The sequence below is a fragment of the Methylococcus geothermalis genome, from assembly GCF_012769535.1.
Classification (GTDB): domain Bacteria; phylum Pseudomonadota; class Gammaproteobacteria; order Methylococcales; family Methylococcaceae; genus Methylococcus; species Methylococcus geothermalis.
In genome coordinates this window covers 363,560-385,762 of the sequence record NZ_CP046565.1, presented here as the reverse complement: position 1 = coordinate 385,762, position 22,203 = coordinate 363,560, and the positions used below count along the sequence as shown (strand labels likewise).

19 protein-coding genes are annotated in these 22,203 nt (G+C 64.3%); 13 read left to right on the top strand and 6 right to left on the bottom strand.

Annotated elements, in window-relative coordinates; genetic code table 11:
• The first annotated feature begins 8 nt into the window (after positions 1–8).
• The 3 genes from mtoX to GNH96_RS01785 are packed head-to-tail and all read left to right on the top strand — an operon-like array spanning position 9 to position 3,566.
• On the top strand, positions 9–1,388 hold the full coding sequence (gene mtoX, locus GNH96_RS01795; RefSeq protein WP_169601723.1) for a methanethiol oxidase: 1,380 nt from the start codon (positions 9–11) through the stop codon (positions 1,386–1,388).
• A gap of 25 nt (positions 1,389–1,413) precedes the next feature.
• Positions 1,414–3,300, top strand: coding sequence for a cytochrome c peroxidase (locus GNH96_RS01790; protein ID WP_169601721.1), 1,887 nt, complete (start codon positions 1,414–1,416; stop codon positions 3,298–3,300).
• 59 nt (positions 3,301–3,359) lie between these two features.
• Positions 3,360–3,566: a hypothetical protein gene (locus GNH96_RS01785; RefSeq protein ID WP_169601719.1), complete on the top strand. Its 207-nt coding sequence runs from the start codon at positions 3,360–3,362 to the stop codon at positions 3,564–3,566.
• Positions 3,567–3,718: 152 nt separating this feature from the next.
• Here the strand turns inward: GNH96_RS01785 and GNH96_RS01780 are convergent, their stop codons facing one another.
• Positions 3,719–4,900 carry an AmpG family muropeptide MFS transporter gene (locus GNH96_RS01780; protein ID WP_228719972.1) on the bottom strand — a complete coding sequence of 394 codons (1,182 nt, stop codon included), beginning with the start codon at positions 4,898–4,900 and terminating at the stop codon, positions 3,719–3,721.
• 31 nt (positions 4,901–4,931) lie between these two features.
• Positions 4,932–5,705 (bottom strand): exodeoxyribonuclease III, encoded by a 774-nt coding sequence (locus GNH96_RS01775; RefSeq protein ID WP_169601715.1) that lies wholly within the window; start codon positions 5,703–5,705, stop codon positions 4,932–4,934.
• Positions 5,706–5,847: 142 nt separating this feature from the next.
• Here GNH96_RS01775 and rpmE point away from each other — a divergent pair, with 142 nt between their 5' ends.
• Positions 5,848–6,051, top strand: coding sequence for a 50S ribosomal protein L31 (rpmE, locus tag GNH96_RS01770; RefSeq protein ID WP_169601713.1), 204 nt, complete (start codon positions 5,848–5,850; stop codon positions 6,049–6,051).
• A gap of 57 nt (positions 6,052–6,108) precedes the next feature.
• On the opposite strand, the gene GNH96_RS01765 is transcribed toward rpmE, so the two are convergent.
• Together GNH96_RS01765 and GNH96_RS01760 are read right to left on the bottom strand one after the other, a co-directional pair.
• Entirely contained in the window at positions 6,109–6,705 is a 597-nt protein-coding gene (locus tag GNH96_RS01765) for a hypothetical protein (RefSeq protein WP_228719971.1), read from the bottom strand.
• Positions 6,706–6,721: 16 nt separating this feature from the next.
• Positions 6,722–9,172: a penicillin-binding protein 1A gene (locus tag GNH96_RS01760; protein ID WP_228719970.1), complete on the bottom strand. Its 2,451-nt coding sequence runs from the start codon at positions 9,170–9,172 to the stop codon at positions 6,722–6,724.
• 333 nt (positions 9,173–9,505) lie between these two features.
• Here GNH96_RS01760 and GNH96_RS01755 point away from each other — a divergent pair, with 333 nt between their 5' ends.
• The 9 genes from GNH96_RS01755 (at position 9,506) to GNH96_RS01715 (ending at position 17,844) form a co-directional block, all read left to right on the top strand.
• Positions 9,506–10,567 (top strand): pilus assembly protein PilM, encoded by a 1,062-nt coding sequence (locus tag GNH96_RS01755; protein WP_169601709.1) that lies wholly within the window; start codon positions 9,506–9,508, stop codon positions 10,565–10,567.
• Positions 10,567–11,172: a PilN domain-containing protein gene (locus tag GNH96_RS01750; RefSeq protein ID WP_169601707.1), complete on the top strand. Its 606-nt coding sequence runs from the start codon at positions 10,567–10,569 to the stop codon at positions 11,170–11,172. The genes GNH96_RS01755 and GNH96_RS01750 overlap by 1 nt, the downstream gene beginning before the upstream one ends.
• Positions 11,169–11,813: a type IV pilus inner membrane component PilO gene (locus GNH96_RS01745; protein WP_169601705.1), complete on the top strand. Its 645-nt coding sequence runs from the start codon at positions 11,169–11,171 to the stop codon at positions 11,811–11,813. The genes GNH96_RS01750 and GNH96_RS01745 overlap by 4 nt, the downstream gene beginning before the upstream one ends.
• Positions 11,813–12,364 (top strand): pilus assembly protein PilP, encoded by a 552-nt coding sequence (locus GNH96_RS01740; RefSeq protein WP_169601703.1) that lies wholly within the window; start codon positions 11,813–11,815, stop codon positions 12,362–12,364. The genes GNH96_RS01745 and GNH96_RS01740 overlap by 1 nt, the downstream gene beginning before the upstream one ends.
• Complete coding sequence (pilQ, locus tag GNH96_RS01735; RefSeq protein ID WP_169601701.1) at positions 12,351–14,537, top strand: type IV pilus secretin PilQ; 2,187 nt, start codon at positions 12,351–12,353, stop codon at positions 14,535–14,537. The genes GNH96_RS01740 and pilQ overlap by 14 nt, the downstream gene beginning before the upstream one ends.
• Positions 14,538–14,601: 64 nt before the next feature.
• The gene (aroK, locus tag GNH96_RS01730) at positions 14,602–15,141 is read left to right on the top strand and encodes a shikimate kinase AroK (protein WP_169601699.1); all 540 of its coding nucleotides are present in this window, start codon (positions 14,602–14,604) and stop codon (positions 15,139–15,141) included.
• Entirely contained in the window at positions 15,138–16,217 is a 1,080-nt protein-coding gene (gene aroB / locus GNH96_RS01725; protein ID WP_169601697.1) for a 3-dehydroquinate synthase, read from the top strand. Before aroK ends, aroB begins: the two co-directional genes overlap by 4 nt.
• Positions 16,218–16,244: 27 nt before the next feature.
• Entirely contained in the window at positions 16,245–17,297 is a 1,053-nt protein-coding gene (gene hemE / locus GNH96_RS01720) for a uroporphyrinogen decarboxylase (protein WP_169601695.1), read from the top strand.
• 4 nt (positions 17,298–17,301) lie between these two features.
• Complete coding sequence (locus GNH96_RS01715; RefSeq protein ID WP_169601693.1) at positions 17,302–17,844, top strand: NUDIX domain-containing protein; 543 nt, start codon at positions 17,302–17,304, stop codon at positions 17,842–17,844.
• Between the two features lie 50 nt (positions 17,845–17,894).
• Here the strand turns inward: GNH96_RS01715 and GNH96_RS01710 are convergent, their stop codons facing one another.
• Entirely contained in the window at positions 17,895–18,275 is a 381-nt protein-coding gene (locus tag GNH96_RS01710; RefSeq protein ID WP_228719969.1) for a DUF488 domain-containing protein, read from the bottom strand.
• Positions 18,272–21,973, bottom strand: coding sequence for a pyridine nucleotide-disulfide oxidoreductase (locus tag GNH96_RS01705; protein WP_169601691.1), 3,702 nt, complete (start codon positions 21,971–21,973; stop codon positions 18,272–18,274). The genes GNH96_RS01710 and GNH96_RS01705 overlap by 4 nt, the downstream gene beginning before the upstream one ends.
• Positions 21,974–22,203: the final 230 nt, after the last annotated feature.

The following is a 22,203-nucleotide window of genomic DNA, read 5'->3' as shown; positions in this document are numbered from 1 at the left end:
GTTATGCCATGAAGACATCCATCGTTTCAGGACCATCCATGCGTGTCGCTTTGCGGGGCCTGGTTTCGGGCTTGGTTCTGGCGCTCGCGGCGCCGGCCGGCGTGAGGGCCGATGAAACCTGCGCTTCGCCGTACATGAAGAAAATCACCGGCCAGGAGGATTACGTCTACGTCTGGACCTTGGGAGCGGAAGGTGTGGGCGACGAGCAGGACAAGCTGGTCACCGTCGACGCCAACCCGAAATCGCCCCAGTACGGCAAGGTGGTGAACACGCTCTCGGTGGGCGGACGCAACGAGGCCCATCATTCGGACTTCACCGACGACCGCCGGTATCTCTGGGCCGGCGGGCTCGACACCAGCAAGATCTTCGTGTTCGACGTGCACAGCGATCCCGCCAAGCCCGCCCTCTCGAAGACCCTCACCGACTTCGTGGAAAAGAGCGGCGGCGTGGTCGGGCCGCACACCCTTTACGCCCTGCCGGGACGCATGCTCATCACGGGGCTGTCCAACGACAAGGATCACGGCGGCCGCACGGCGCTGGTGGAATATACCAATGCCGGCGAATACGTCGCCACCCACTGGATCCCGACCGACGGCGACCTGCGTGGCGCGGTCAAGACCGGCAAGTATGCCGACGGCTACGATTACGACGTCCGCGCTCTGCCCCGCAGGAACCTGCTGGTGACCTCGTCTTTCACCGGCTGGAACAACTACATGATGGACTTCGGCAAGATGCTGGCGGACCCCGAGGCCATGAAGCATTTCGGCAACACCGTGGTGACCTGGGACCTGCACACCAGGCAGCCGAAGAAGGTCTTCGACGTGCCCGGCGCGCCGCTGGAAATCCGCTGCGCCTGGGGTGAGGCCCACAACTACTGCTTCACCAGCACGGCGCTCACCTCGCAGATCTGGCTGATCTACGAAGACGGCAAGGGCGAGTGGCAGGCCAAGGCCGTGGCCGACATCGGCGAGCCGTCCAAGGTGCCGCTGCCGGTCGACATCTCCATCTCCAACGACGACACCCGGCTGTGGGTGAACACCTTCATGGACGGTAAGACCCGTTTGTTCGACATCAGCGACCCGCACCATCCCAGGCAGGTCTACGAAAAGACCATCGGCGCCCAGGTCAACATGGTGTCCTCGAGCTGGGACGGCAAGCGGCTGTACTACACCTCCTCGCTCCTCGCCAACTGGGACAAGAAGGGCAAGGACAACGAGCAATTCCTGAAGCTCTACCACTGGGACGGCAAGGAGTTGAAGGAACAGTTCGCCATCGACTTCTATGCCGAGAAGCTGGGGCGTCCGCACCAGATGCGGTTCGGGGCGCGGGCGCTTTATGCGGGGCCGGCGGGCGACGGAAACGGTGTGGTGCAGGCCAGGGCGGAATGAGTCTTCGCCACCGGAAGGTGCCGGCGTGAACCTCATCCCCCTTTCGTGCCGGCTCCTGGCCTGTTGGGTGCCGGCGCTGCTGTCGGCGGCGCCGGTTCTCGCCGACGCACTGGCGCCGGGCTACCGCAACCTGCCGTTCCCCGTGCCGGAACCGGGCAGCTACAGCCTGCCGGTTTTGGGTGCGGCGGCGGACGGTTCGGTGCTGGATTCCGACGGGCGGCCGGTCCGGCTCCATGCCTCGTACGACGGCCGCATCGTCCTGCTCGGCTTCATCTATGCCACCTGCGACGACGTCAACGGCTGTCCGTTGGCGACGGCGGTGTTCCAGAAGCTCAAGCGTGCGTTGAAATCGGAGCCGGAGCTGGCCGGCCGGCTCCGACTCCTCACCCTGAGCTTCGATCCGGCGCACGACACGCCCGAGGCCATGCGCGGCTACGGCGAGGGTTTCCGCGACGGCGGGGCGGACTGGCGTTTCCTCACCACCCGTTCCGAAGCCGAACTCCAGCCGATTCTGGAAGCCTACGGCCAGTCGGTGCAGAAGGAATACGACGCGGAAGGGCGTTTCACCGGCAAGTACTCCCATCTGCTGCGGGTGTTCCTGATCGATGGGCAAAAGCGGATTCGCAACGTCTATACGGTTTCGGTGCTGCATCCGGATTTGGTGCTGGCGGATGTGAAGACCCTGCTGCGGGAAACCGCGGCGCCGGTGGCCGGCGGCAGACAGGCGGCATCCCCGCCGCTTCGGGCCGGCGACGACAAGACCGGCTACGCCAGCCCGGCCTATGAGACCCACGCCTTGGCCTTGGACGCGCGCCGTGGCCGGCCGGCCGATCTGTTTCAGCGGGCGCAACGGCCGGTGCTGGGACTGCCGAAACTGCCCGTGCCGGCCGACGACCCGCTGACGCCTGCCCGGATCGCCTTGGGGCGCAAGCTGTTCTACGACCGCCGCCTCTCGCTCAATCAGACCTTCTCCTGCGCCATGTGCCATATCCCCGAGCAGGGATTCACCAGCCAGGAGCAGGCCACGGCGATCGGCATCGAGGGGCGCACGGTCCGGCGCAATGCGCCGACGCTCTACAACGTCGCCTATCTGACGAAACTGTTCCACGACGGCCGCGAATCTTCGCTGGAAAACCAGGTCTGGGGGCCTTTCCTGGCGGCCAACGAGATGGGCAACCCTTCGGTCGGCTTCGTGGTGGACAGGCTCGAGTCGCTGCCGGATTACCGCGGCCTGTTCGAACAAGCCTTCGGCCGCGGTCCGGGCATGGAAACCGTCGGCCAGGCCTTGGCCGGCTACGAGCGCGTCCTGGTATCGGGCGATTCGCCGTTCGACCGCTGGCGCTATGGACACGAAAGCGGGGCGCTGTCGGAAGCCGCACGCAAGGGATTCGAACTGTTCACCGGCAAGGCCGGCTGCGCGGCCTGCCATACTGTGGGAGACCGCTATGCCCTGTTCACCGACGACGCCCTGCACGACACCGGCGTCGGCTACCGCGCCAGCATGAGCAAGGAACCCGCCGGCCGGCGCGTCCAGGTGGCGCCCGGCGTATTCTTCGAGGTGGACGCGAAAACCTTCGCCCAGGTCGCCGAGCCCGTTCCCGGCGATCTCGGGCGCTACGAAATCACCCAGAACCCGGCCGACCGCTGGAAATACCGTACGCCCACCCTGCGCAACGTCGCCCTCACCCCGCCGTACATGCACAACGGCGCATTTTCGAGCCTGAGGGAGGTCGTCGAGTTCTACAACCGGGGCGGCGAGCCCAACGAAAACCTCGACCCGTTGATCCGGCCGCTGGGGCTGTCGGCGCAGGAAGTGGACGCCCTGGTCGAGTTTCTCGCCAGCCTCACCGGCGGCGACAATCAGACCCTGGTCTCGGACGCCTTCGCGGCTTCGGTGGGGAATGGGCGCTGAGAGCTGGGCCGCTTTTTGCCGGCTTTGCCCAAACCTGATTGGCTGATAGACTTCGAGCCATGGGTAAGCATCTGAAAAATCTTCTCGATGGCGCGCGGCAGGTGCTGGTCATGTGGCCGGCGAGCGATTACGTGCGGCCGAGCCGCGGGGATTTCGGCAAGGATAGCGACAACTTGCGTGCGGATGTGCAACGCATCGCCCGCGGTTTGCGCGAAAACGTGAAGAAGAAAAAGCATGGGAAGGCATACGACCGCGAACGTGCGTGAGCGCAGCGGAAAGGAACTCACCCTTCAGCAGCACGACACCGACTCTCCCATCATTCCCGTCGCTCAAATCGAGCGGCTTCTCGGCCGGATTTCCGCCCTGGGGCGGCATGGCCCCTCTGGAGCGGTTCCGGATACGGCCGGGGTAGGCGTTTTCAGTCGGCCAGCCAGGTCCGGAACCGGGGCAGCACCAGCAGTCCGGGGATGGCGAACAGGGCGCAGAGGATGAAGAAATTCTGCCAGCCGACGGTGGCGGCCAGCCAGCCGGAGGGGGCGGCGGCAATCACGCGCGGTACGCCCATCAGGCTGGACAGCAGCGCATATTGGGTGGCGGTGAAGCGGCGGTCGGTCTGGTTGGCCATGAAGGCGACGAAGGCTGCCGTGCCCATGCCCGCGGACAGGTTCTCGAAGCTGACCACCGCGGTCAGGGCCGGCAACTGCGGGCCGGTGTGCACCAGCACGGCGAAGGCGGCGGTGGAAAGGAGCTGCAGCAGGCCGAACTGCCACAAGGTGCGGTAGATGCCATAGCGCAGGATCAGCGCGCCGCCGGCCAGGCCGCCGAGCACCGTGGCCCAGAAGCCGAACAGCTTGACCACCGCGCCGATCTCGGTCTTGCTGAAGCCCATTTCCAGATAGAACGGCGTGGTCATCTGCCCGGCCACGGTATCGCCCAGCTTGTACAGCAGGATGAACAGCAGGATCCACAAGGCTTCGCTGCGCCGGAAGAACTCGACGAAAGGCAGCACCACCGCGTCCTTCAGACTGTTCGGATGCGCTTCCCCCGCGGCGGCTTCCGGCAGCAGGAGCGTGACCAGGATGCCGGAGGCCATGACGATGGCCATCAGGCCGTACATGTCCGGGAAACCGATCCAGTCGGCCAGGATCAGGCCGCCGCCCGAGGCCAACAGCATCCCCAGGCGATAGCCGTTGACGTAGAGCGAGGCGCCCAGCCCCTGCTCGCGGTCGTGCAGGCTCTCCCGCCGGTAGGCATCGATCAGGGTGTCCTGCGAGGCGGAGAAGAAGGCGACGGCCAGCGCCAGTCCCGCCAGCATGAGGGCGGAAGCGCCGGGGCCGTAGACGGCGAGGCCGGCGATCGACACCGCCAGCAGAAGCTGCGTCAGCAGCAGCCAGCCGCGCCGCCGGCCCAGCCGTGGCCAGTGGAACCGGTCGAACACCGGCGCCCATAGGAATTTCAGCGTGTACGGCAGGCCTACCAGGGCGAACAGGCCGATGGTGGTCAGATCGATACCGCGCTCCTTCATCCAGGCCAGCAATACCGAGCCCGTCAGCAGCAAGGGCGCACCGCCGTAGAAGCCCATGGCGAACGCGGCCAGCATGCGGCCGCTCAGGATGCTGCGTATCACTGGTTCAGAAGGCGAGGTCATAATCGATGGTGAGCGGGGCATGGTCGGAGAAACGCTCGTCCTTGTAGATTGCCGCGGAGCGGATCAGGTTTCGCAGGGAGGGGCTGACGACCTGGTAGTCGATGCGCCACCCCACGTTCTTGGCCCAGGCCTGGCCCCGGTTGGACCACCAGGTGTATTGCTCGGGCTCGGGATTGACGGTGCGGAACGCGTCCACCCAGCCGTTGTCGTCGAACACCCGGTCCAGCCAGGCACGCTCTTCCGGCAGGAATCCCGAGTTTTTCTGGTTCGAGCGCCAGTTCTTCAGGTCGATGGGTTTGTGCGCGATGTTCCAGTCGCCGCAGAAGATGTATTGCCGGCCGGAACGGGCGCATTCGTCCAAAAAGGGAAGAAAACGGTCCAGGAAGCTGAACTTGACGGCCTGGCGCTCTTCGCTCGACGAACCGGAAGGGAAGTAGAGGGAGACCACGCTCAGATTGCCGAACCGCGCCTCCAGATAACGGCCTTCCGCATCCATGTCTTCCCAGCCCAGGCCCGGGATCACTTCGTCCGGTTCCTTGCGGGCATACAGAGCCACGCCACTGTAGCCTTTTTTCTCGGCCTCCAGGTAATAGCAGGAATAGTTTGCAGGCCAGAACAGTTCGTCGTTGAGCTGGGCGGTCTGCGCCTTGATTTCCTGCAGGCAGACCACGTCGGCGTGTTGCCGCGGGAGCCAGTCGAAGAAGCCCTTGCGCGCGGCAGAGCGGATGCCGTTCGCATTCAGCGTGATGATTCTCATGGGTTAGGCTTGGGATATCCGGAGGCGAAGGGAGGATCGGCGGGCCGGCTGGCGGTTCGGCGTTTGCGGCTTGCTGCGGTGTCCCGATTACAGTACCATGCAAGATTTCATCCGACCGAGCCCCTTGGAGTAGTCTCGCATCATGAAGCCAGAAATCCATCCCGCATACACGCCGGTGACCGTCAGCTGCAGTTGCGGAAACACCTTTGAAACCAGATCCACGATCGGCAAGGATTTCCACGTGGAAGTCTGCTCGGCCTGCCATCCATTCTATACGGGCAAGCAGAAGATCGTCGATACCGCTGGCCGCGTCGACAAATTCCGCCGCAAGTACGGCCGCGGCTGATCAAGCAGGGCGCCCGGCGAACTGCCGCGCGCCCTGGGGGCCGCCTCGGCCCGTCTCCTAGTCCGTGCCTGCTGTCTTCCCAAGCAGCGCGCGCAGTTCACGTACCGATGCGGTGGCTTCCGTATTGCTGGCGGAAGCCGTTCGCCCGGCTGCCGTGGCCGGGAAGATGCATAGATCCATCGGCGTTTCGTCCACATAGAACGACAGGGCGGGGAAAATCACGTTCTCGCCCCGGAGCCGGCAGCGGTAGGAGGTTTCCCGGAACGGCACGTGGGCATCGAGCAGCTTGCGCATCACTTCTTCAGGTGCTTCCGCAAATACGTGCAGCGTGATCGAGCTATGCCGGCCGGCAGTGCCGTCCAGCGCCGCGCCGGTCAGGTGCGGGTCGAATTCCGCCAGAAATTCCATGGCTTCCAGCGCCAAGGCGCGTTGTCTGTCCAACTCGGCGCTCTGCGTGAGGGGGCGGAACAGCCGGTTGTATTCCAGCAGAGCGGCATCGACTTCCTCCGCTTCCGGCAGGTGCCGCTTGTCTGTGCAGCCAAGCCTTGCGGCGGCCTTGTTCAAGGCCTGACGCGGGCTGTCGATACCTTGCTCGGCCATCAGCCGGGCGGCCTCCCATGCCAGATGGGATCGCGTCTTGTGCCTGGTCTTCACGTTCCGTTTTCGGTTTTCAAAACAACGATTCCATGGGCTTCGGTGGTTCCGCCGGCGGGGGGGCGGACGGCGCATCCTCCGCCTCTTCATCTTCCGGTGGAGCCGATTCTGGCGCCGTCCCGGCCGAAGTCTCGGCCTGGGTGTCCGGCGTCGACGCTTCGGGTTGCTCGATCATCGCGTCGAGGCTGGGTTGCGGCGTAGGCCGGGGCACTATCTCGACGATACCGCCGGGAATGCTGGCGGGGAGCCTGTTGCCTGTGGCCGGGTCCACCCGTGCGGTCATGATCCCGGCCGGCTGGGCGAATTTGCGTTCGGGAACGTCGCGCAGCACCTCCTTCATGAACTCGATCCAGATGGGAAGCGCGGTCTGTCCCCCGGTTTCCTTGTCGCCGAGGGTTTGGTAGGAGTCGAATCCTACCCAGGCCACCGTCACGATGCCGGGCGCATAGCCGTTGAACCAGGCGTCACGGTACTGGTTGGTGGTCCCGGTCTTGCCTGCCAGATCGCTTCGGCCGAGTTCCAGGGCCTTGGTGGCGGTGCCCCGGCGAACCACATCCTGAAGCATGGAATGCATCATGTAATGGACTTCCTCGGAAATCACCCGCTTCGCCTGGTTCGCCGTGGATTTCCCGTCAGCGCAGTCCATACAGGCGATGGCGGGGGTGGCCTGGTACAGCAGGCGGCCGTTCTGGGTTTCGATACGGCTGATCAAAAAGGGATCGACCCGGTAGCCGCCGTTGGCGAAAACGGCGTACACCTGGGCCATCCGCAGCGGCGAGGCGGTGCCGGAGCCCAATGCGAGCGTGAACGAGCGCGGCAATTCCTCCGGGGCGAAGCCGAATTTCTCGGCAAGCTCGATCACCTTGGGCAGGCCGACGGCGCGCAGAAGGCGGATCGATACCATGTTGCGCGACTTGGCCAGCGCCTCCCGCAAGGGGGTGGGGCCGGCATATTTCATCGAGTAATTGTGCGGCCTCCAGATGCCGCCGGGGGAGGCGGGGTCGGGGAACGAAACGGGGGAGTCGTTGACCACGCTGGCGGGGGTGAAGCCTGATTCCAGCGCCGCGGCGTAAACCACCGGCTTGAAACCCGACCCGGGCTGCCGTTGGCCTTGGCTGGCGCGGTTGAACTTGCTCAGGCGATAGTCGAATCCGCCGGCGATGGCGATGATGGCGCCGCTGTCGGCATCCAATTCGACCAGCGCCCCCTGGGCCTTCGGAATCTGGGTCAGCACCCACCGACCTTCGCTGTTTTTGCGGATTCGGATCACGTCGCCGGGCTTGAGCAGCTCCTTGACCGAGCGCGGCGGCGCCCCTTGGGTGTCCACGCTGATGAACGGTTTGGCCCAGCGGATGGCGTCGTAGGACAGCTCCGGCTCGCCGTGATCCGTCGTGTACAGGCTGGCGGCCGTATCGCTGGCGGTGAGCACCAGTGCCGGTACGGTATCGCCGGCGGGACCGGCTTCTTCCAGCTCCCGATTCCATCCCGCCTTGGTCTTGATCTGCTTGAGATCGATCCGGCGCTTGGTGCCGCGGTAGCCGTGCCTTTCGTCGTAGCCGCGCAGGCCCGATCGCAAGGAGGATTCCGCCGCCTGCTGAGCACGGCTGTCGACGGTGGTATAGACCGCGTAGCCGCCTTCGTAAGCATCCTCACCGTACTGCTGGTACATTTCGGCGCGCACCATTTCGGCGACGTAGGGCGCGTCCAGCTCGATGGGGCGGGTGTGGATGCGGGCGGTGATGGGCTCGTTCAGGGCTCGCTGGTAGGCCTCGTCGGTGATGAAGCGCAGCTTGCGCATGCGGCGCAGCACGTAGTTGCGCCGGATCTGCGCCCGCTCGGGGTTGGCGACGGGGTTGAAGGCGGAAGGCGCCTTGGGGAGTCCTGCGATCATCGCCATCTCGCCGAGGGTCAGTTCACCCACATGTTTGCCGTAATACACCTGGGCCGCCGCCTCGATGCCATAGGCGTGCTGGCCGAAGTAGATCTTGTTCAGATAGAGCTCGAGAATCTGGTCTTTGGGCAGTTCCGAATCGATCCGGACCGCCAGCATGATTTCCTTGACCTTGCGGAGAAAGGTTTTCTCGCTGCTCAGGAAGAAGTTGCGCGCGACCTGCATGGTGATCGTGCTGCCGCCCTGGCGTTTTTCGCCGGTCCTGGCAAAGGTGAGCACGGCGCGCAGGATGCCCTGGTAGTCCACTCCGACGTGGTCGTAGAAGCGGTCGTCTTCGGCGGCGATGAACGCGTGGGCCAGATCCGGGGGGACATCGCCGATGGCGACGGGGCTGCGCTTCTTCTCGCCGAACTGGGCGATCAGCTTGCCGTCGCGGCTGTAGACCGACATGGGGATCTGATAGCGCACTTCCTTCAATACCGCGATGTCCGGCAATTGCGGTTCGAGATGGCGGTACAGCCCGAACAGCCCCAGAGCGATGACCAGGGCGGCGACCAGCAGGACTTCGAATGTCACCAGCCAGTAGCGGGGCCTCCTGGGCTTTCGAGATAAAATGGCCACGGTGCTTGGTTCGGAGGTGGTAGCGAACGGCCTGCCGGCGCGCGACGAGCGTTCGTCAGAGAGGATTTTGTATGAAGAATGGTTTTATTTAACGTCCGCATCATACCCCAGTTGTCCGGAACGGGCGAACCGCCTCCGCCGAGCCCTTCCCCGGCGTTCTTCCGCGCGTCGTCACCCCCGGCATCCGGACGGGCTGATTTTAGGGTATCCTTGACTATCAAGAACATTATTTTCCCGTAACATGCCGCGGCCTCCGACCGCCGCTCAATTTTCCGGTGATCGTCTGACATGTGGGGCTTCGGACGGAAGAAACCGCTCCTGCTCGGGATTGACATCAGCGCGGCGGCGGTCAAGCTGCTGGAGCTGAGCAGGAAGGATGGCGGCTACCAGGTGGAAAGCTACGGTGTCGTGCCGCTGCCCCGGAACACCGTGGTCGACAACACGATCGCCGAGCCCGACAACGTATCGGCGGCGGTGCGCGCCGTGGTCAAGCAGTCGGGTACCTCGCTCAAGCACGCGGTGGTCGCGGTGCCGGGATCGGTGGTCATCACCAAGCGCATCACCCTGCCGGCCAACCTGGAAGGCGACGAGCTGGAGGCCCAGATCGAACTGGAGGCGGACCAGTACATTCCTCATGCGAGGGAAGAAGTCAGCCTCGATTTCGAGATGCTGGGGAAAAGCGCGAAAAATCCCGACCTGGTGGAAGTGCTTCTGGTGGCTACGCGCCGGGAAAATGTCGAAGACCGGGTTTCGGTGCTGGAGAACGCGGGCCTCGGTGTCGAGATCGTCGATGTGGAGTCCTATGCCATCGAGCACGCCTTCGAACTGATCAAGGACCAACTCCCGCCGGATGCACGCGACCGGGCGGTGGCCGTGGCCGATGTGGGGGCGATGGTCACCACGCTCAACGTCATTCATGGCGGTTCCATCATTTACACCCGTGAGCAGGGCTTCGGCGGCATGCAACTGACCGACGAGATTCAGCGCCGTTACGGCCTGACCTACGAGGAGGCCGGCCTGGCGAAGAAGGAAGGGAGCCTCCCCGGCAACTATGCCGAGGAAGTGCTGGAGCCGTTCAAGCATGCCCTCGTGCAGCAGATCAGCCGCTCGTTTCAGTTCTATCTGTCGTCCACGGTTCAGCGCGGTTTCGATGCGGTGGTGCTGGCCGGAGGCTGCGCCATGATTCCGGAGATCGATCGTTATGTGGAGGCGGCATTGCGGGTGCCCACCGTGGTCGCGAACCCTTTCCGTAACATGAGTTTTTCCGGGCGAGTGCATCAGGAACGCCTGAACTACGATTCCTCGGCCCTCATGGTGGCCTGCGGTCTGGCCTTGCGGAGTTTCGACTGATGGCGCGCATCAACCTCCTGCCCTGGCGCGCTGCTCTCAGGCGCGAGCGGCAGAAGGAGTTCGCGGTCTGGACGGGGCTGGGTCTTGCTCTCACCGCGGCGACGATGCTGCTGGTCCGGACGCAGGTCGGCGCGGCCATCGACAGCCAGACGCGCCGGAACCAGTTTCTCGAAGGGGAAATCGGCGCGCTGGAGCGGCAGATCGCCGAAATTAGGGACTTGGAAACCAAGAAAAGCCGGCTCGTGGCCAAGATGGAAATCATCCAGCAATTGCAGTCGAGCCGGCCGGAAGAAGTGCACCTGTTCGACGAAATCGCACGCACCGTGCCAGAAGGCGTCTGGTTGCGGGATCTGACCCAGGAGGACCGTGCCATCACGGTCAACGGCGTGGCGCAGTCCAATGCCCGGGTTTCCGCCTACATGCGCAATCTGGAAGGATCGGAGTGGCTGTACGAGCCGGTCCTGGAGGTCATCGAAAACAAGCAGGACGGACAGGCGAGAGGCAAGGAAAGGGACAGGGGCAGCCGGTTCACCCTGCGGATGAAACAGGGCCCCAAGGCCCGGACCGGCGAAGACTCCCTGCCGGCGGACAAGAAGGCGCCGTGAATCTCGCGAAGATCAACTGGGACCTCGAGTATGCCGGTTCCTGGCCGACGCCGGTCAAGCTTGTCGTCATCGCCATGCTGAGCACCGTGCTCGCCGGTGTCTGGTATTACCTCGATACCAGCGCCCAGTTGGCCGAACTGGATGCTCAGCAGCACAGGGAGCAGGAACTCAAGGAGACCTTCGAGATCAAGCAGAAAAAGGCGGTCAATCTCGAAGAATACAAACTGCAGCTTTCCGACATCGAGAAGACCTTCGGCGACCTCCTGCGGCAGCTTCCCGACCGCACCCAGGTGCCCGATCTGCTGGTGGACGTTTCCCAGACCGGCCTGGCGAGCGGCCTCGAGTTCGAGCTGTTCAAACCGGGCGGCGAGGTGTCGAAGGATTTCTACGCCGAGCTTCCGATCGAGATCCGGGTGGTCGGGACCTACATGGAGTTCGGCGCTTTCGTCAGTGGCTTGGCCTCGCTTCCCCGTATCGTCACCGTCCATAACGTGAAGATCACATCGCGTTCGGCCGATGGCGGCGGAGGTACCAAGCCCGCAGACGCGGTGCTGATCATGACCGCGCTGGTGAAGACCTATCGCTATCTGGAAGACGGCGCCGTGCCGCCGTCATCGGCGGCTGAACGCAGGCGGCGTTGATGGCGGATGCAATCGTCCGGGTGAGGTGCCTCGCGGCGCTGGCGGTGGCGAGCCTGTTGTCCGGCTGCGCCGAGGACGAGATGGCCGACCTCAAAATCTATGTGGCGGACGTCAAGGCGCGCCAGAAGGTCAATGTCGAACCGTTGCCGGAAATCAAGACGGTGTCGCCGTTCCTGTTCAACCCGGCCGAGTTGCACGATCCTTTCAAACCGATCGAAAAGCCGGATGAAGCCGGGGCCACCAGCGCGGACAACGGCATTCGACCCGACCTCTCTCGCCCCCGGGAGCAGCTCGAGGACTACGAGCTGGATACCTTGAGAATGGTGGGGACGGTAAAGATGTTCGGGACTTTGTGGGCGCTGGTGCGGGCCGCCGATGGCACGATACACCGGGTTCGGGTCGGCAATCATATGGGTAGGAATTTCGGCAGGATTACGCGGATCAGCGACGATGGCGTCGAGCTGGTCGAAATCGTTCCCGACGCACAGGGCGGTTGGCTGGAGCGCAATGCCACGCTGAGCCTGACCGAAGCCTTGGGTGAGAAAAAATGAAGAGGGCGGCGTGAGAGGGGTGGTCGTTCGAGGTGTGGTGGGATGGAGCATCCCGGTGTGTTGGATCATGGGCATCTTCGCCTTGTGGTGGAGCTGCGGGGTGCCGGCGGCGGGATCGGCTCTGCAGTCCATCGATTTCACGGCGCTGCCCGGCGAAAACTTCCAGCTTCGCCTGAGTTTCGACGGGCCGGTCCCGGAGCCTCGGTCCTTCGCTACCGAGCACCCTGCCCGCATCGCGCTGGATCTGTCCGGTGTCAGAAGCGGCCTGGACAGGAAGCCGATACCGGTGCATCAGGCCGGCGTCGAAACGGTCCAGGCCATCGCTGCCGGCGGCAGGACCCGGGTGATCCTGAATCTCTCGACCGCCGTTCCTTACAGCACGCGTGTCGCCGGGCGCTTCCTTTATGTGACCTTGCAGAGCGGCAAGGCCGGGGCCGGTGGGGACGGCATGGCGTCGACGCCCGTCGTCGTGAGCGAACGGCCGGTGGTCTCGGGGCCGCAGGTCGAGAACGTCGACTTCCGGCGCGGCGAGAAGGGTGAAGGCAGATTGCTGGTCACGTTGAGCGATCCGAATTCCGTCGTGAGCCTCCGCGAAGAAGGGCGCAGCATCATCGCCGACCTCCCCGGCACCCGTTTGCCGGGGCGGCTGGCGCGCAGGCTGGAAGTGCTCGACTTCGCCACCCCGGTGAAATGGATCGAGGCGATGCCGGTTGGCCTGGGTACCAGGCTGGTGATCACGCCGGTATCCGACGAGTATGATTATTCCTCGTACCAGTCCGGAAAGCTGCTCACCGTCGAGCTGCGCCCCTTGAGCCGCGCGGAGAAGGAAGAGGCCACGAAGCGGCGGCGGGTGTTTACCGGCGATCGTCTTTCCTTGAACTTTCAGGACATACCGGTGCGGAATGTCCTGCAAATCCTGGCGGATTTCACCCATCTGAACATCGTGGCTTCGGACTCCGTGCAGGGCAACGTCACCCTGCGGCTCAACGAAGTGCCCTGGGACGAGGCTCTGGACCTGGTGCTCAAGGCCAAGGGCCTGGGCAAGCGGCAGGAAGCGAACAGCAACATCATCCGTGTCGCTCCGATGGACGAGATCAACCGGCTCGAGCGCGACGAGCTGGAGGCGATGAAGGTCGTGGAGGACCTGGAGCCGTTGCGCACCGAAATCATCCAGATCAACTACACCAAGGCGGACGACATCAAGAAAGTCATCATGGGCACGACCGAAAAGGCGGAAAAAGCCATCACCCGGCCGGAATCGCTCACCGGCGGGCCGGGTGTGACGTCCACCGAGGCCTACGACGTCACCCAGTCGATCCTCTCGAGCCGCGGCAACGTGACCACCGATCCTCGCACCAACCAGCTCATCGTCCAGGACACGCCGCGGAACCTCGAACGTATCCGCGAATTGGTGCGGCAACTCGACAAGCCGGTGCGGCAGGTGATGATCGAGTCGCGGGTGGTGATCGCCAACGTGGATTTCCTGCGCGAGTTGGGCGCCAAGCTGGATTTCCGGCCCAAAGACTGGACTTCCAGCAAGCTGCCGCCCACCGGCAGCATGACGGATCTAGGCGTCGATCTGGCGCGGCTGACCACGCTCTCGCCTTACGGTACAGCCCAGTATGTGGTGTCCATGGGCGACTACCTGCTGGATCTCGAACTGTCGGCGGCCCAGAAGGAAGGCCGTGGAGAGATCCTCGCCAATCCGCGGGTGCTCACGGCCGACCAGTCCAAGGCCAAGATCATGCAAGGCGTGGAGCTGCCGTACCAGATCACCCAGCAGGGCACCGGCGGCGGCACGCCGGTGCAGAACGTCTCCTTCAAGCCCGCCGTGCTGGAACTCGACGTGACGCCGCACATCACGCCGGACGACCATATCCTCATGGATCTCATGATCAAGAAGGACGACAAGGGCGAACTCACGCCCAACGGCAATTTCGCCATCGAGAAGCGCGAAATCGATACCGTGGCACAGGTGGCCAACGGCGAAACGGTGGTTCTGGGCGGCGTGTACGAAGGCACGCGACGGAACAACACCGACAAAGTGCCTTTTTTCGGCGATCTTCCCGGGATCGGCTTCATGTTCCGGCGCAATGCGGTCGAGGACAGGAAAAAGGAACTCCTCATTTTCATTACGCCGAAGATCGTCAAGCAGACGACGATGAATCCTTGAAAGCCGCCGGGGATGCTGTCTTGCCGCGTGTTATCATTTCGCGCTTGATTCAGGGCGGGAAACGATGAGGAACCGTCGAAACATCTTTCTGATCGGGCCCATGGGAGCGGGCAAGACCACCGTGGGCCGCCTGCTTGGCAGGGCCCTGGGGCTGGAATTCTGGGACAGCGACAAGGAAATCGAACGCCGGACCGGCGTCACGGTGCCGATGATCTTCGAATACGAGGGCGAGGCCGGATTCCGGCGCCGCGAGTCGGAAGTCATCGCCGACCTGACGGGCAAGGAAGGGATCGTGCTGGCCACCGGCGGCGGTTCGGTGCTGGTGCCGGAAAACCAGGAGTGTCTTGCGGCACGGGGGCTGGTGATTTACTTGCAGTGTTCGGTCCAGAAGCAGTTGGAGCGGACCCACAAGGACATCAACCGGCCCTTGCTGCAGACGGAGAATCCCAGGCAAAGGCTGGAAGAACTCCTGCGGGTGCGGGATCCCATCTACCGCCAGCTCGCCGATTACATCGTCGACACCGGCCAGCATTCGAGCCGCAGCGCCGTCCGTCGCGTCATCAATCTATACGAGAAATCGGGAGCCAGGCTGCGGGCGGAATGAAAACCTTACATGTGGAGCTGGGAGAGCGCGGCTATCCCATTCATATCGGGCGCGGACTGCTGGACCGCGCGGACCTGATCCAGGCGCACCTGCCGGGCAAGCAGGTCATGGTCGTGACCAACGAAGTGGTGGCGCCCCTGTACCTCGAACGCATGCTTGCGTCCCTGGCCGGCAAGGAAACGGGCAGCGTCGTGCTCCCCGACGGCGAGGCCTACAAGACCATGGACTCGGCGATGGCCGTGTTCGATGCGCTGCTGGGCCGGCGCTTCGGCCGCAACGCCGGCATCGTGGCGCTGGGCGGCGGGGTGATCGGCGATCTGGCCGGATTTGCCGCGGCCTGCTATCAGCGCGGCGTGCCTTTCATCCAGGTGCCGACCACCCTGCTGTCCCAGGTCGATTCCTCGGTGGGCGGCAAGACCGCGGTCAACCATCCGCGCGGCAAGAACATGATCGGCGCCTTCTACCAGCCGCGCTGCGTCCTGGCCGACACCGACACCCTGAATACCCTGCCCGACCGCGAGCTGAGCGCGGGGCTGGCCGAGGTCATCAAGTACGGCTTCATTCGCGACCCGGAATTCCTGGCCTGGCTCGAAGCGAACGTCGAACGCTTGCTGCGGCGCGACCCCGAAGCGCTCGCCTACGCCATCGAGCGCTCCTGCATCGACAAGGCGCAAGTCGTGGCGGAGGACGAGACCGAAACCGGCGTGCGGGCGACGCTGAACCTGGGCCATAGCTTCGGCCACGCCATCGAAACCGGCATGGGTTACGGCGTCTATCTGCACGGCGAGGCGGTGGCCATCGGCATGTGCCAGGCGGCCGATCTGTCTCGCCGCCTGGGCTGGATCGGCGACGACGAAGTGGCGAGGGTCATCCGCCTGCTGGAGCGGGCACGCTTGCCGGTCGTCCCCCCGCGCAAGCTGGATGCGGATGCCTTCCTCGAACACATGGCGGTCGACAAGAAAAACGTCGACGGCGGCCTGCGCCTGATTCTGCTCAAGTCTCTGGGCGAGGCGACCCTCCCGGTGGCGGTCGATGCCGGACCGCTGCGGGCCACTCTGGAAAGCTACGGCCGTTGAGGCCATCGAACCGACAAAGGACTATCCATGACTCATTGCTTCATTCGCGCCCTGCTGCGCCAGCCGGTCGAGCGGACCCCGGTCTGGATGATGCGCCAGGCGGGCCGCTACCTGCCGGAATACCGCAAGGTGCGGGAACGGGCCGGCAGCTTCATGAACCTGTGCACCACGCCCGACTTGGCGTGCGAGGTGACCTTGCAGCCGCTGGATCGCTACCGGCTGGATGCGGCGATTTTGTTCTCGGACATTCTGACCATCCCCGATGCCATGGGGCTGGGGCTGGAATTCGTCGAGGGCGAGGGGCCGCAGTTCCGCAACCCGATCCAGGGGGCCGCGGACATCCACCGGCTGGGCGTGCCGGATCCGGAAGCGGAGCTGGCCTATGTGCCGGCCGCGGTGCGGCTGATCAAGCAGTGCCTGGGCGACAGGGCGCCGTTGATCGGCTTTTCGGGCAGCCCCTGGACCTTGGCGACCTACATGGTGGAGGGCGGCAGCAGCCGGGAGTTCCGCAAGGTCAAATGCCTCATGTACGAGGAGCCGGCGTTGACGCACGAGCTGCTGGAAAAGCTCGCCGATGCAATCGCCCTGTACCTGAATGCCCAGATCGCCGCCGGGGTCGACGCGGTGATGGTGTTCGACACCTGGGGCGGCCATCTGGATACGGAGCATTATCTGGAGTTTTCGCTGCGCTACGCCGAGCGCGTGCGCCAGCAGCTCCGGCTGACGGAGCGGGGCCGCATCCCCGCGATCTTCTTCACCAAGGGCGGCGGGCAATGGCTGGAGGCGATGGCGGACGCCGGCTATGACGCGCTCGGTCTGGACTGGACCACGGACATCGGGGCGGCAAGGCAGCGGGTCGGCGATCGGGTGGCCTTGCAGGGCAACCTCGATCCGGTGGCGCTCTATGCCCGGCCCGAAGTCATCCGCGGGGAAGTCCGGAAGATCCTGGAGCGTTACGGCACCGGCAGCGGCCATGTATTCAACCTCGGCCACGGGGTCACGCCGGACATCAAGCCCGACCACGTCGGCGCGATGATCGAGGCGGTGCACGAATTCAGCCCGGCATTCCACCGGATTTGATCCGGTGGCGGAGTCGAATCCCTGGCGTCTGCTGAGCCGGCGGGAAATCTACGACAACCCCTGGATTCACCTCGACGAGGACCAAGTCGTCAATCCCGGCGGCGGCATCAGCCTGTACGGCCGCATCCACTTCAAAAACCAGGCGGTCGGCATCATCCCCCTCGACGGCCAGGGCAACACCTGGCTGGTCGGCCAGTATCGCTATGTGCCCGATGCCTGGTTCTGGGAGATACCGATGGGCGGTTCGCCCGCAGGCGAATCCCTGTGGGAATCGGCCCGGCGCGAGCTGAAGGAGGAAACCGGCCTCTCCGCCGCCTCCTGGCGGCTCCTCATGCGGCTCCACACCTCGAATTCCGTCACCGACGAGGAGGGCTTCGTGTTCGTCGCGGAAGACCTGGAGGAAGGCGAGCCGGCATTCGAGGAAACCGAAGACCTGCGTATCTGGAAACTCCCGCTGGCCGATGCGGTTGGCATGGTCATGTCCGGGGAGATTACCGATGCCATCAGCGTCGCGGGTTTGTTGCGTTTGGCGATAGCGCATTCCTGAGATCCCCCAGCCAAGGCGCGGCTGCGCGGGGGCGGAGGGCGCCCACCGACTCAAGTGTGATCGGAGCCCAATTGCCGTTCCAGGAAGTCGCGCAGAACGACTGCGCTATTGCGTTCGGTATCGCGGGCACTGTAGAGCAGCGTCACGGTGCCGTGAGCGCATGCCTGCAACAGCGACTGAAGTGCCTCCGGCGAGCGGTCGAGCTGGAGGCAGTATCTGTGCCGGAATTCCTCCCATTTCCCAGGATCGTGCCCATACCAGCGCCGCAACTCGGTGGTGGGCGCCAGGTCCTTCAGCCATGCGCTTAGCGCTAGGGATTGGCGTGACATGCCGCGTGGCCACAGCCGTTCCACCAGGAAACGCTCGCCGTCTTCCGGCGATCTCTCCTCGTAGACTCTTTTCAGCCGGATGGCCACGGATGCCTGCCTCAAGGCTGCCGGTTCATGAGCCACTCCAGCCAGAGCGCGGACAGCTTTTCCTGCACCGAATTCTGCCGCAGCCGGGCGTGGAGGTTCGGGAAATCCACGCGATCCAGTTCCTGATCCTGGTTGTAGCAGGAATACACGAAATACTCGCGTCCCGTTTCCGGGTCCACGTGTTTGCACAGGCACTGCGCGCACACGCCTTTCATCATGCACTGCATCGGCGAATTGATGGAGCCGATGGCCGTATGGTGCGGTTTGAGATAGGGCGCCAGCAGTCCGTGGCGGGCATGCTTGACCGCCTCCATCATCCGGTCCGAGCCGATCACGATCATGTGGTCGACGTCGTCGAGATGGATGGGGGTAGGGCCGAGTTCGCCCTTGGCGTAGGCCAGCATGGCTTCGACGATGTTGCCCATGAAGGATTTATCGTCCGGACGGGTCACCGGGATCGGGGTGTTGCCCTCGCGCTTGTCCACGGTCCAGACGAGTAGATCGGAGGCGGCTTCGATGTCGTCGATCTTGAAGACGTCCTCGCTGTTGCGGTAGCCGGCGAAGTAGATCACCTGGTTGCCGGCGCTTCGCAACGCCTTGCCGATCGAGAACAGCACCGCGTTGCCCAAGCCTCCGCCGACGAGGGCGACGGTCTGGCCGGAGGGAATCTCGGTCGGCGTGCCGGTGACACCCATCACCACCAGCGGATCGCCGGGTTTCCATTGGGCGCAGAGCCGCGATGAGCTGCCCATTTCCAGCGCGATCAGCGAGATCAGGCCGTTGTCCTTGTCCACCCAGGCGCCGGTGAGGGCGATGCCCTCGGTGGCGAGCACGGTGCCTTCGACCACGGGGGCCAGCGCCTCGTAGTTCTGCACCCGGTAGAACTGGCCGGGCTGGAAATGCTTGGCCGAGGCGGGGGCGCGGACGATCACTTCGATGATGGTCGGCGTCAGCCGGTTCACCGCGACGATGCGGGCGGTCAGGGCATCGTCGATGACCGCCTGGAATGCCTGGAGGGTCCGGTCGCGGTGAGGCTGTTCCGCGGGGTCGAGCCGGCTCAGCTCCTGTTCGAACAGGCGGACGATGTACGGATACCCGTCCTTGGCGCTGGCCATGGCTTTCACCACGTTGCCGGCGTAGACCGGATGGTTGTCACCGTAGAAGGTGATGAACTTGCCGCCGCGGTGATAGGAGGTGAATGGCGCGGGCTTGCCGATCTTGGGCCAGGCCTCGTCCTGCACCGGCACGAGATCGGGTATCTCGCCGATCCATTCGGGTTCGTGACGCTGGTAGAACTTGTGGTCCATCTCGAAGGTCTCGGGGTGCTCCGATTCGTAGATGGTATTGGGCGAGGTGCCGGCGGCGATGAACAAGCTCCGCAGCGGGACCTCGATTTCTCCGGCGGGCTTCCAGCGGCCTTCCTGTTCCTCCAGCTTTTCGAAGCGCACCGCCTTGAGGTGGCCGTGTTCGTCTTCCAGCGCGACCAGCGGGCTCAAGCCTTCCGCCAGCACGATGCCTTCGTCCATGGCTTCCTTGATTTCCTCATGGTTCTGGCGGTAGGCCGGCGAATCCTTGATGCCCTTGCGGTAGAACAAGGTGGCGCCGCCCCATCGATTCAGCAGCGGCAGGAAGTCCGGGGTCTCGCCCGCGGCCTCGGCGCGCTGCCGCTCGGCCTGGATCGCCCGGCCGTGCGCCAGGAATTCGTCGAGTATCCCGATCTCCTCGGCATCGTAGCGGGCGCGCACGGCCGGCTCGCCATAGGCCGCGCAGAGTTTTTCGTAGCGGTGCAGGATCTTCTCGACCTGGACGGGATAATAGGCCAGCAGTTCGGTGGCGGTGTCGATGGCGGTGAGTCCGCCGCCGATGACGCCCGCCGGCAGCCGGACCTGCAGGTTCGCCAGCGAGGATTCCTTGGCCGCGCCGGTGAGCTGCAAGGCCATCAGGAAGTCGGAAGCCTTGCGGATGCCGCGGATCAGGTTGTGCTTCAGGTCGATCAGGGTCGGTTTGCCGGCGCCCGAAGCGATGGCGATGTGGTGGAAGCCCAGATCCCAGGCCTCGTTGATCGTCATCGCCCCGCCGAAGCGCACCCCGCCGTAGCAGCGGAAATTCCGGCGCCGCAGCAGATTCAGATAGATGACCTTGAGGAAGTTCTTGTCCCAGCGCACCGTGATACCGTATTCGGCGACGCCGCCGAAGCCGAGCATGATGCGCTGGTCCAGCCTTTCGTAGAGCGCGCCGAAGTCGCGGATCGGCTGCGGCGGGCGGTGTTCGTCGCCGACCAGCTCCGGCGGCAGCGGCTCGATCTTGAGTCCGTCGATGCCCACCACGCCGAAGCCCTCGTTCACCAGATAATGCGAGAGGGTGTAGCCTGCCGGACCCATGCCGGCCACCAGCACGTTCCTGCCGTTGTAGGGCAGGGCGTAGGGGCGCTTGACGTTGAGCGGATTCCAGCGCGTCAGCAGGCTGTAGATCTCGAACCCGTAGGGCATGAACAGCACGTTGGTGAGGACGTTGGTCTCGATCTGCGGAATGTTGACCGGCTCGGTCTTCTGGTAGATGCAGCCCTTCATGCAGTCGTTGCAGATGCGGTGGCCGGTGCCGGGGCAGAGCGGATTGTCCACCGTGACCAGCGCCAGGGCGCCGATGTTGTCGCCTTGGCGCTTGAGCCAATGCATCTCGGAGATTTTTTCCTCCAGCGGGCAGCCGGTGATGTGGACGCCCAGCGGATTGCTCTTGAAGCTGCCGTCCTTCCTGTTGCGCATGCCCTTGGAGCAGGAATCGGTGTCCCGGTCGTGGCAATAGATGCAGTGATCGACCTCGTACAGGACCTTGCGCTCCGGGAAGCGCGGGTCGGTCAGGCCGAAACCGTCGCGGCGGCGGTGATGGCCTGGCTCGCTCATCCAGACGTCGTAGCCCTCGCGATGGCCTGTCGCATGGTGTACCAGGTGCTCGAAATCGGTACGGGCCGGCAGCTTGAAGGCGACCCAATCGTTGACTTTCGCTTGCAGGTGGGGAAGCCGCGTGGCGGCGAAGCACCAGCGTTCGAATTCGGCGAACAGGTGGGCGGCGAATTCGGCATCATGGGCTATTTCCAGCGTGTCCTTCCAGGACAGGTAGGCGGGGTGGTGATGGGCGATTTGCGCCCGCAGGGCGGCGATGCGCGCGTCGGCTTCCGGAAAACCTCCCTCCTTGCCCTTGGCCAGGGCCTGGTAATGGGCGTCGAGATCGCGCAGCAGCAGACCCAGCCGGCAGAACGCCGCCTCATGGTCGGCCGGCCATCCTTCCGGCACCACTGCCTCGAGCAAGGTCTCGATGCGGCGATCGAGCAGGGCGTCGTCCCATTCCTCGACCCCCACGTTACGAAAGTGGCTCGCGAGCTTGGCGGTGATTTCCGTGCGAAAACGGAACACGCTGGCGAAGATGTCGCGGGTTTCTGCCATCTGCGCCTCGCGGACGGACTCGACCTGGAACAGGCGGGAAAGGAACGCCCCGACGTGGGAGGCGGCCCGTACCAGGAGGTCGGAGACGGCTTCGGCCGTCATCCCTCGTCCTTCGCTTTCCCGGTATTGCTGGAACGCCGCGGACAATTCGCCGTCGCGCTCACGGAGCCAGGTGTCGAAGGTGGCGAGGAGGTCTTTCAGTCGCTCCGGTTCGTGGAGGTCGCGATAGGTGAAGCCGGGGATGCCAAGCTCGAGCGTGGCCAGATCGTTCATCAGGACACCTTAAAGAGAAATTCGAAGAAGCTTTATCGTCCAAGGCGGCGAAAGGGGGGCCGCAGCGCCGCGGTCTTGCCGAGCCGCCGGGATCACCACCGCTCCTCCTCGGGAGGAAGACAGGAATAGTGTGGGTATGATACCGCAGAAAGGCAGCTTCCGGGGTCGCGGCCTCCGGAGAAGGCAGGCCGGGGCGGGCCTTGCCGACGGAGGGATTCTTGCGCGGTTTC

Bases quoted from the DNA above. Each gene is read 5' to 3' on its own strand.
- GNH96_RS01785 (WP_169601719.1), top strand. From the start codon at position 3,360: ATGGGTAAGCATCTGAAAAATCTTCTCGATGGCGCGCGGCAGGTGCTG.
- GNH96_RS01780 (WP_228719972.1), bottom strand. From the start codon at position 4,900: ATGCTGGCCGCGTTCGCCATGGGCTTCTACGGCGGTGCGCCCTTGCTG.
- mtoX (WP_169601723.1), top strand. From the start codon at position 9: ATGAAGACATCCATCGTTTCAGGACCATCCATGCGTGTCGCTTTGCGG.
- aroB (WP_169601697.1), top strand. From the start codon at position 15,138: ATGAAAACCTTACATGTGGAGCTGGGAGAGCGCGGCTATCCCATTCAT.
- GNH96_RS01755 (WP_169601709.1), top strand. From the start codon at position 9,506: ATGTGGGGCTTCGGACGGAAGAAACCGCTCCTGCTCGGGATTGACATC.
- hemE (WP_169601695.1), top strand. From the start codon at position 16,245: ATGACTCATTGCTTCATTCGCGCCCTGCTGCGCCAGCCGGTCGAGCGG.
- GNH96_RS01740 (WP_169601703.1), top strand. From the start codon at position 11,813: ATGGCGGATGCAATCGTCCGGGTGAGGTGCCTCGCGGCGCTGGCGGTG.
- GNH96_RS01750 (WP_169601707.1), top strand. From the start codon at position 10,567: ATGGCGCGCATCAACCTCCTGCCCTGGCGCGCTGCTCTCAGGCGCGAG.
- rpmE (WP_169601713.1), top strand. From the start codon at position 5,848: ATGAAGCCAGAAATCCATCCCGCATACACGCCGGTGACCGTCAGCTGC.
- GNH96_RS01705 (WP_169601691.1), bottom strand. From the start codon at position 21,973: ATGAACGATCTGGCCACGCTCGAGCTTGGCATCCCCGGCTTCACCTAT.
- aroK (WP_169601699.1), top strand. From the start codon at position 14,602: ATGAGGAACCGTCGAAACATCTTTCTGATCGGGCCCATGGGAGCGGGC.
- GNH96_RS01775 (WP_169601715.1), bottom strand. From the start codon at position 5,705: ATGAGAATCATCACGCTGAATGCGAACGGCATCCGCTCTGCCGCGCGC.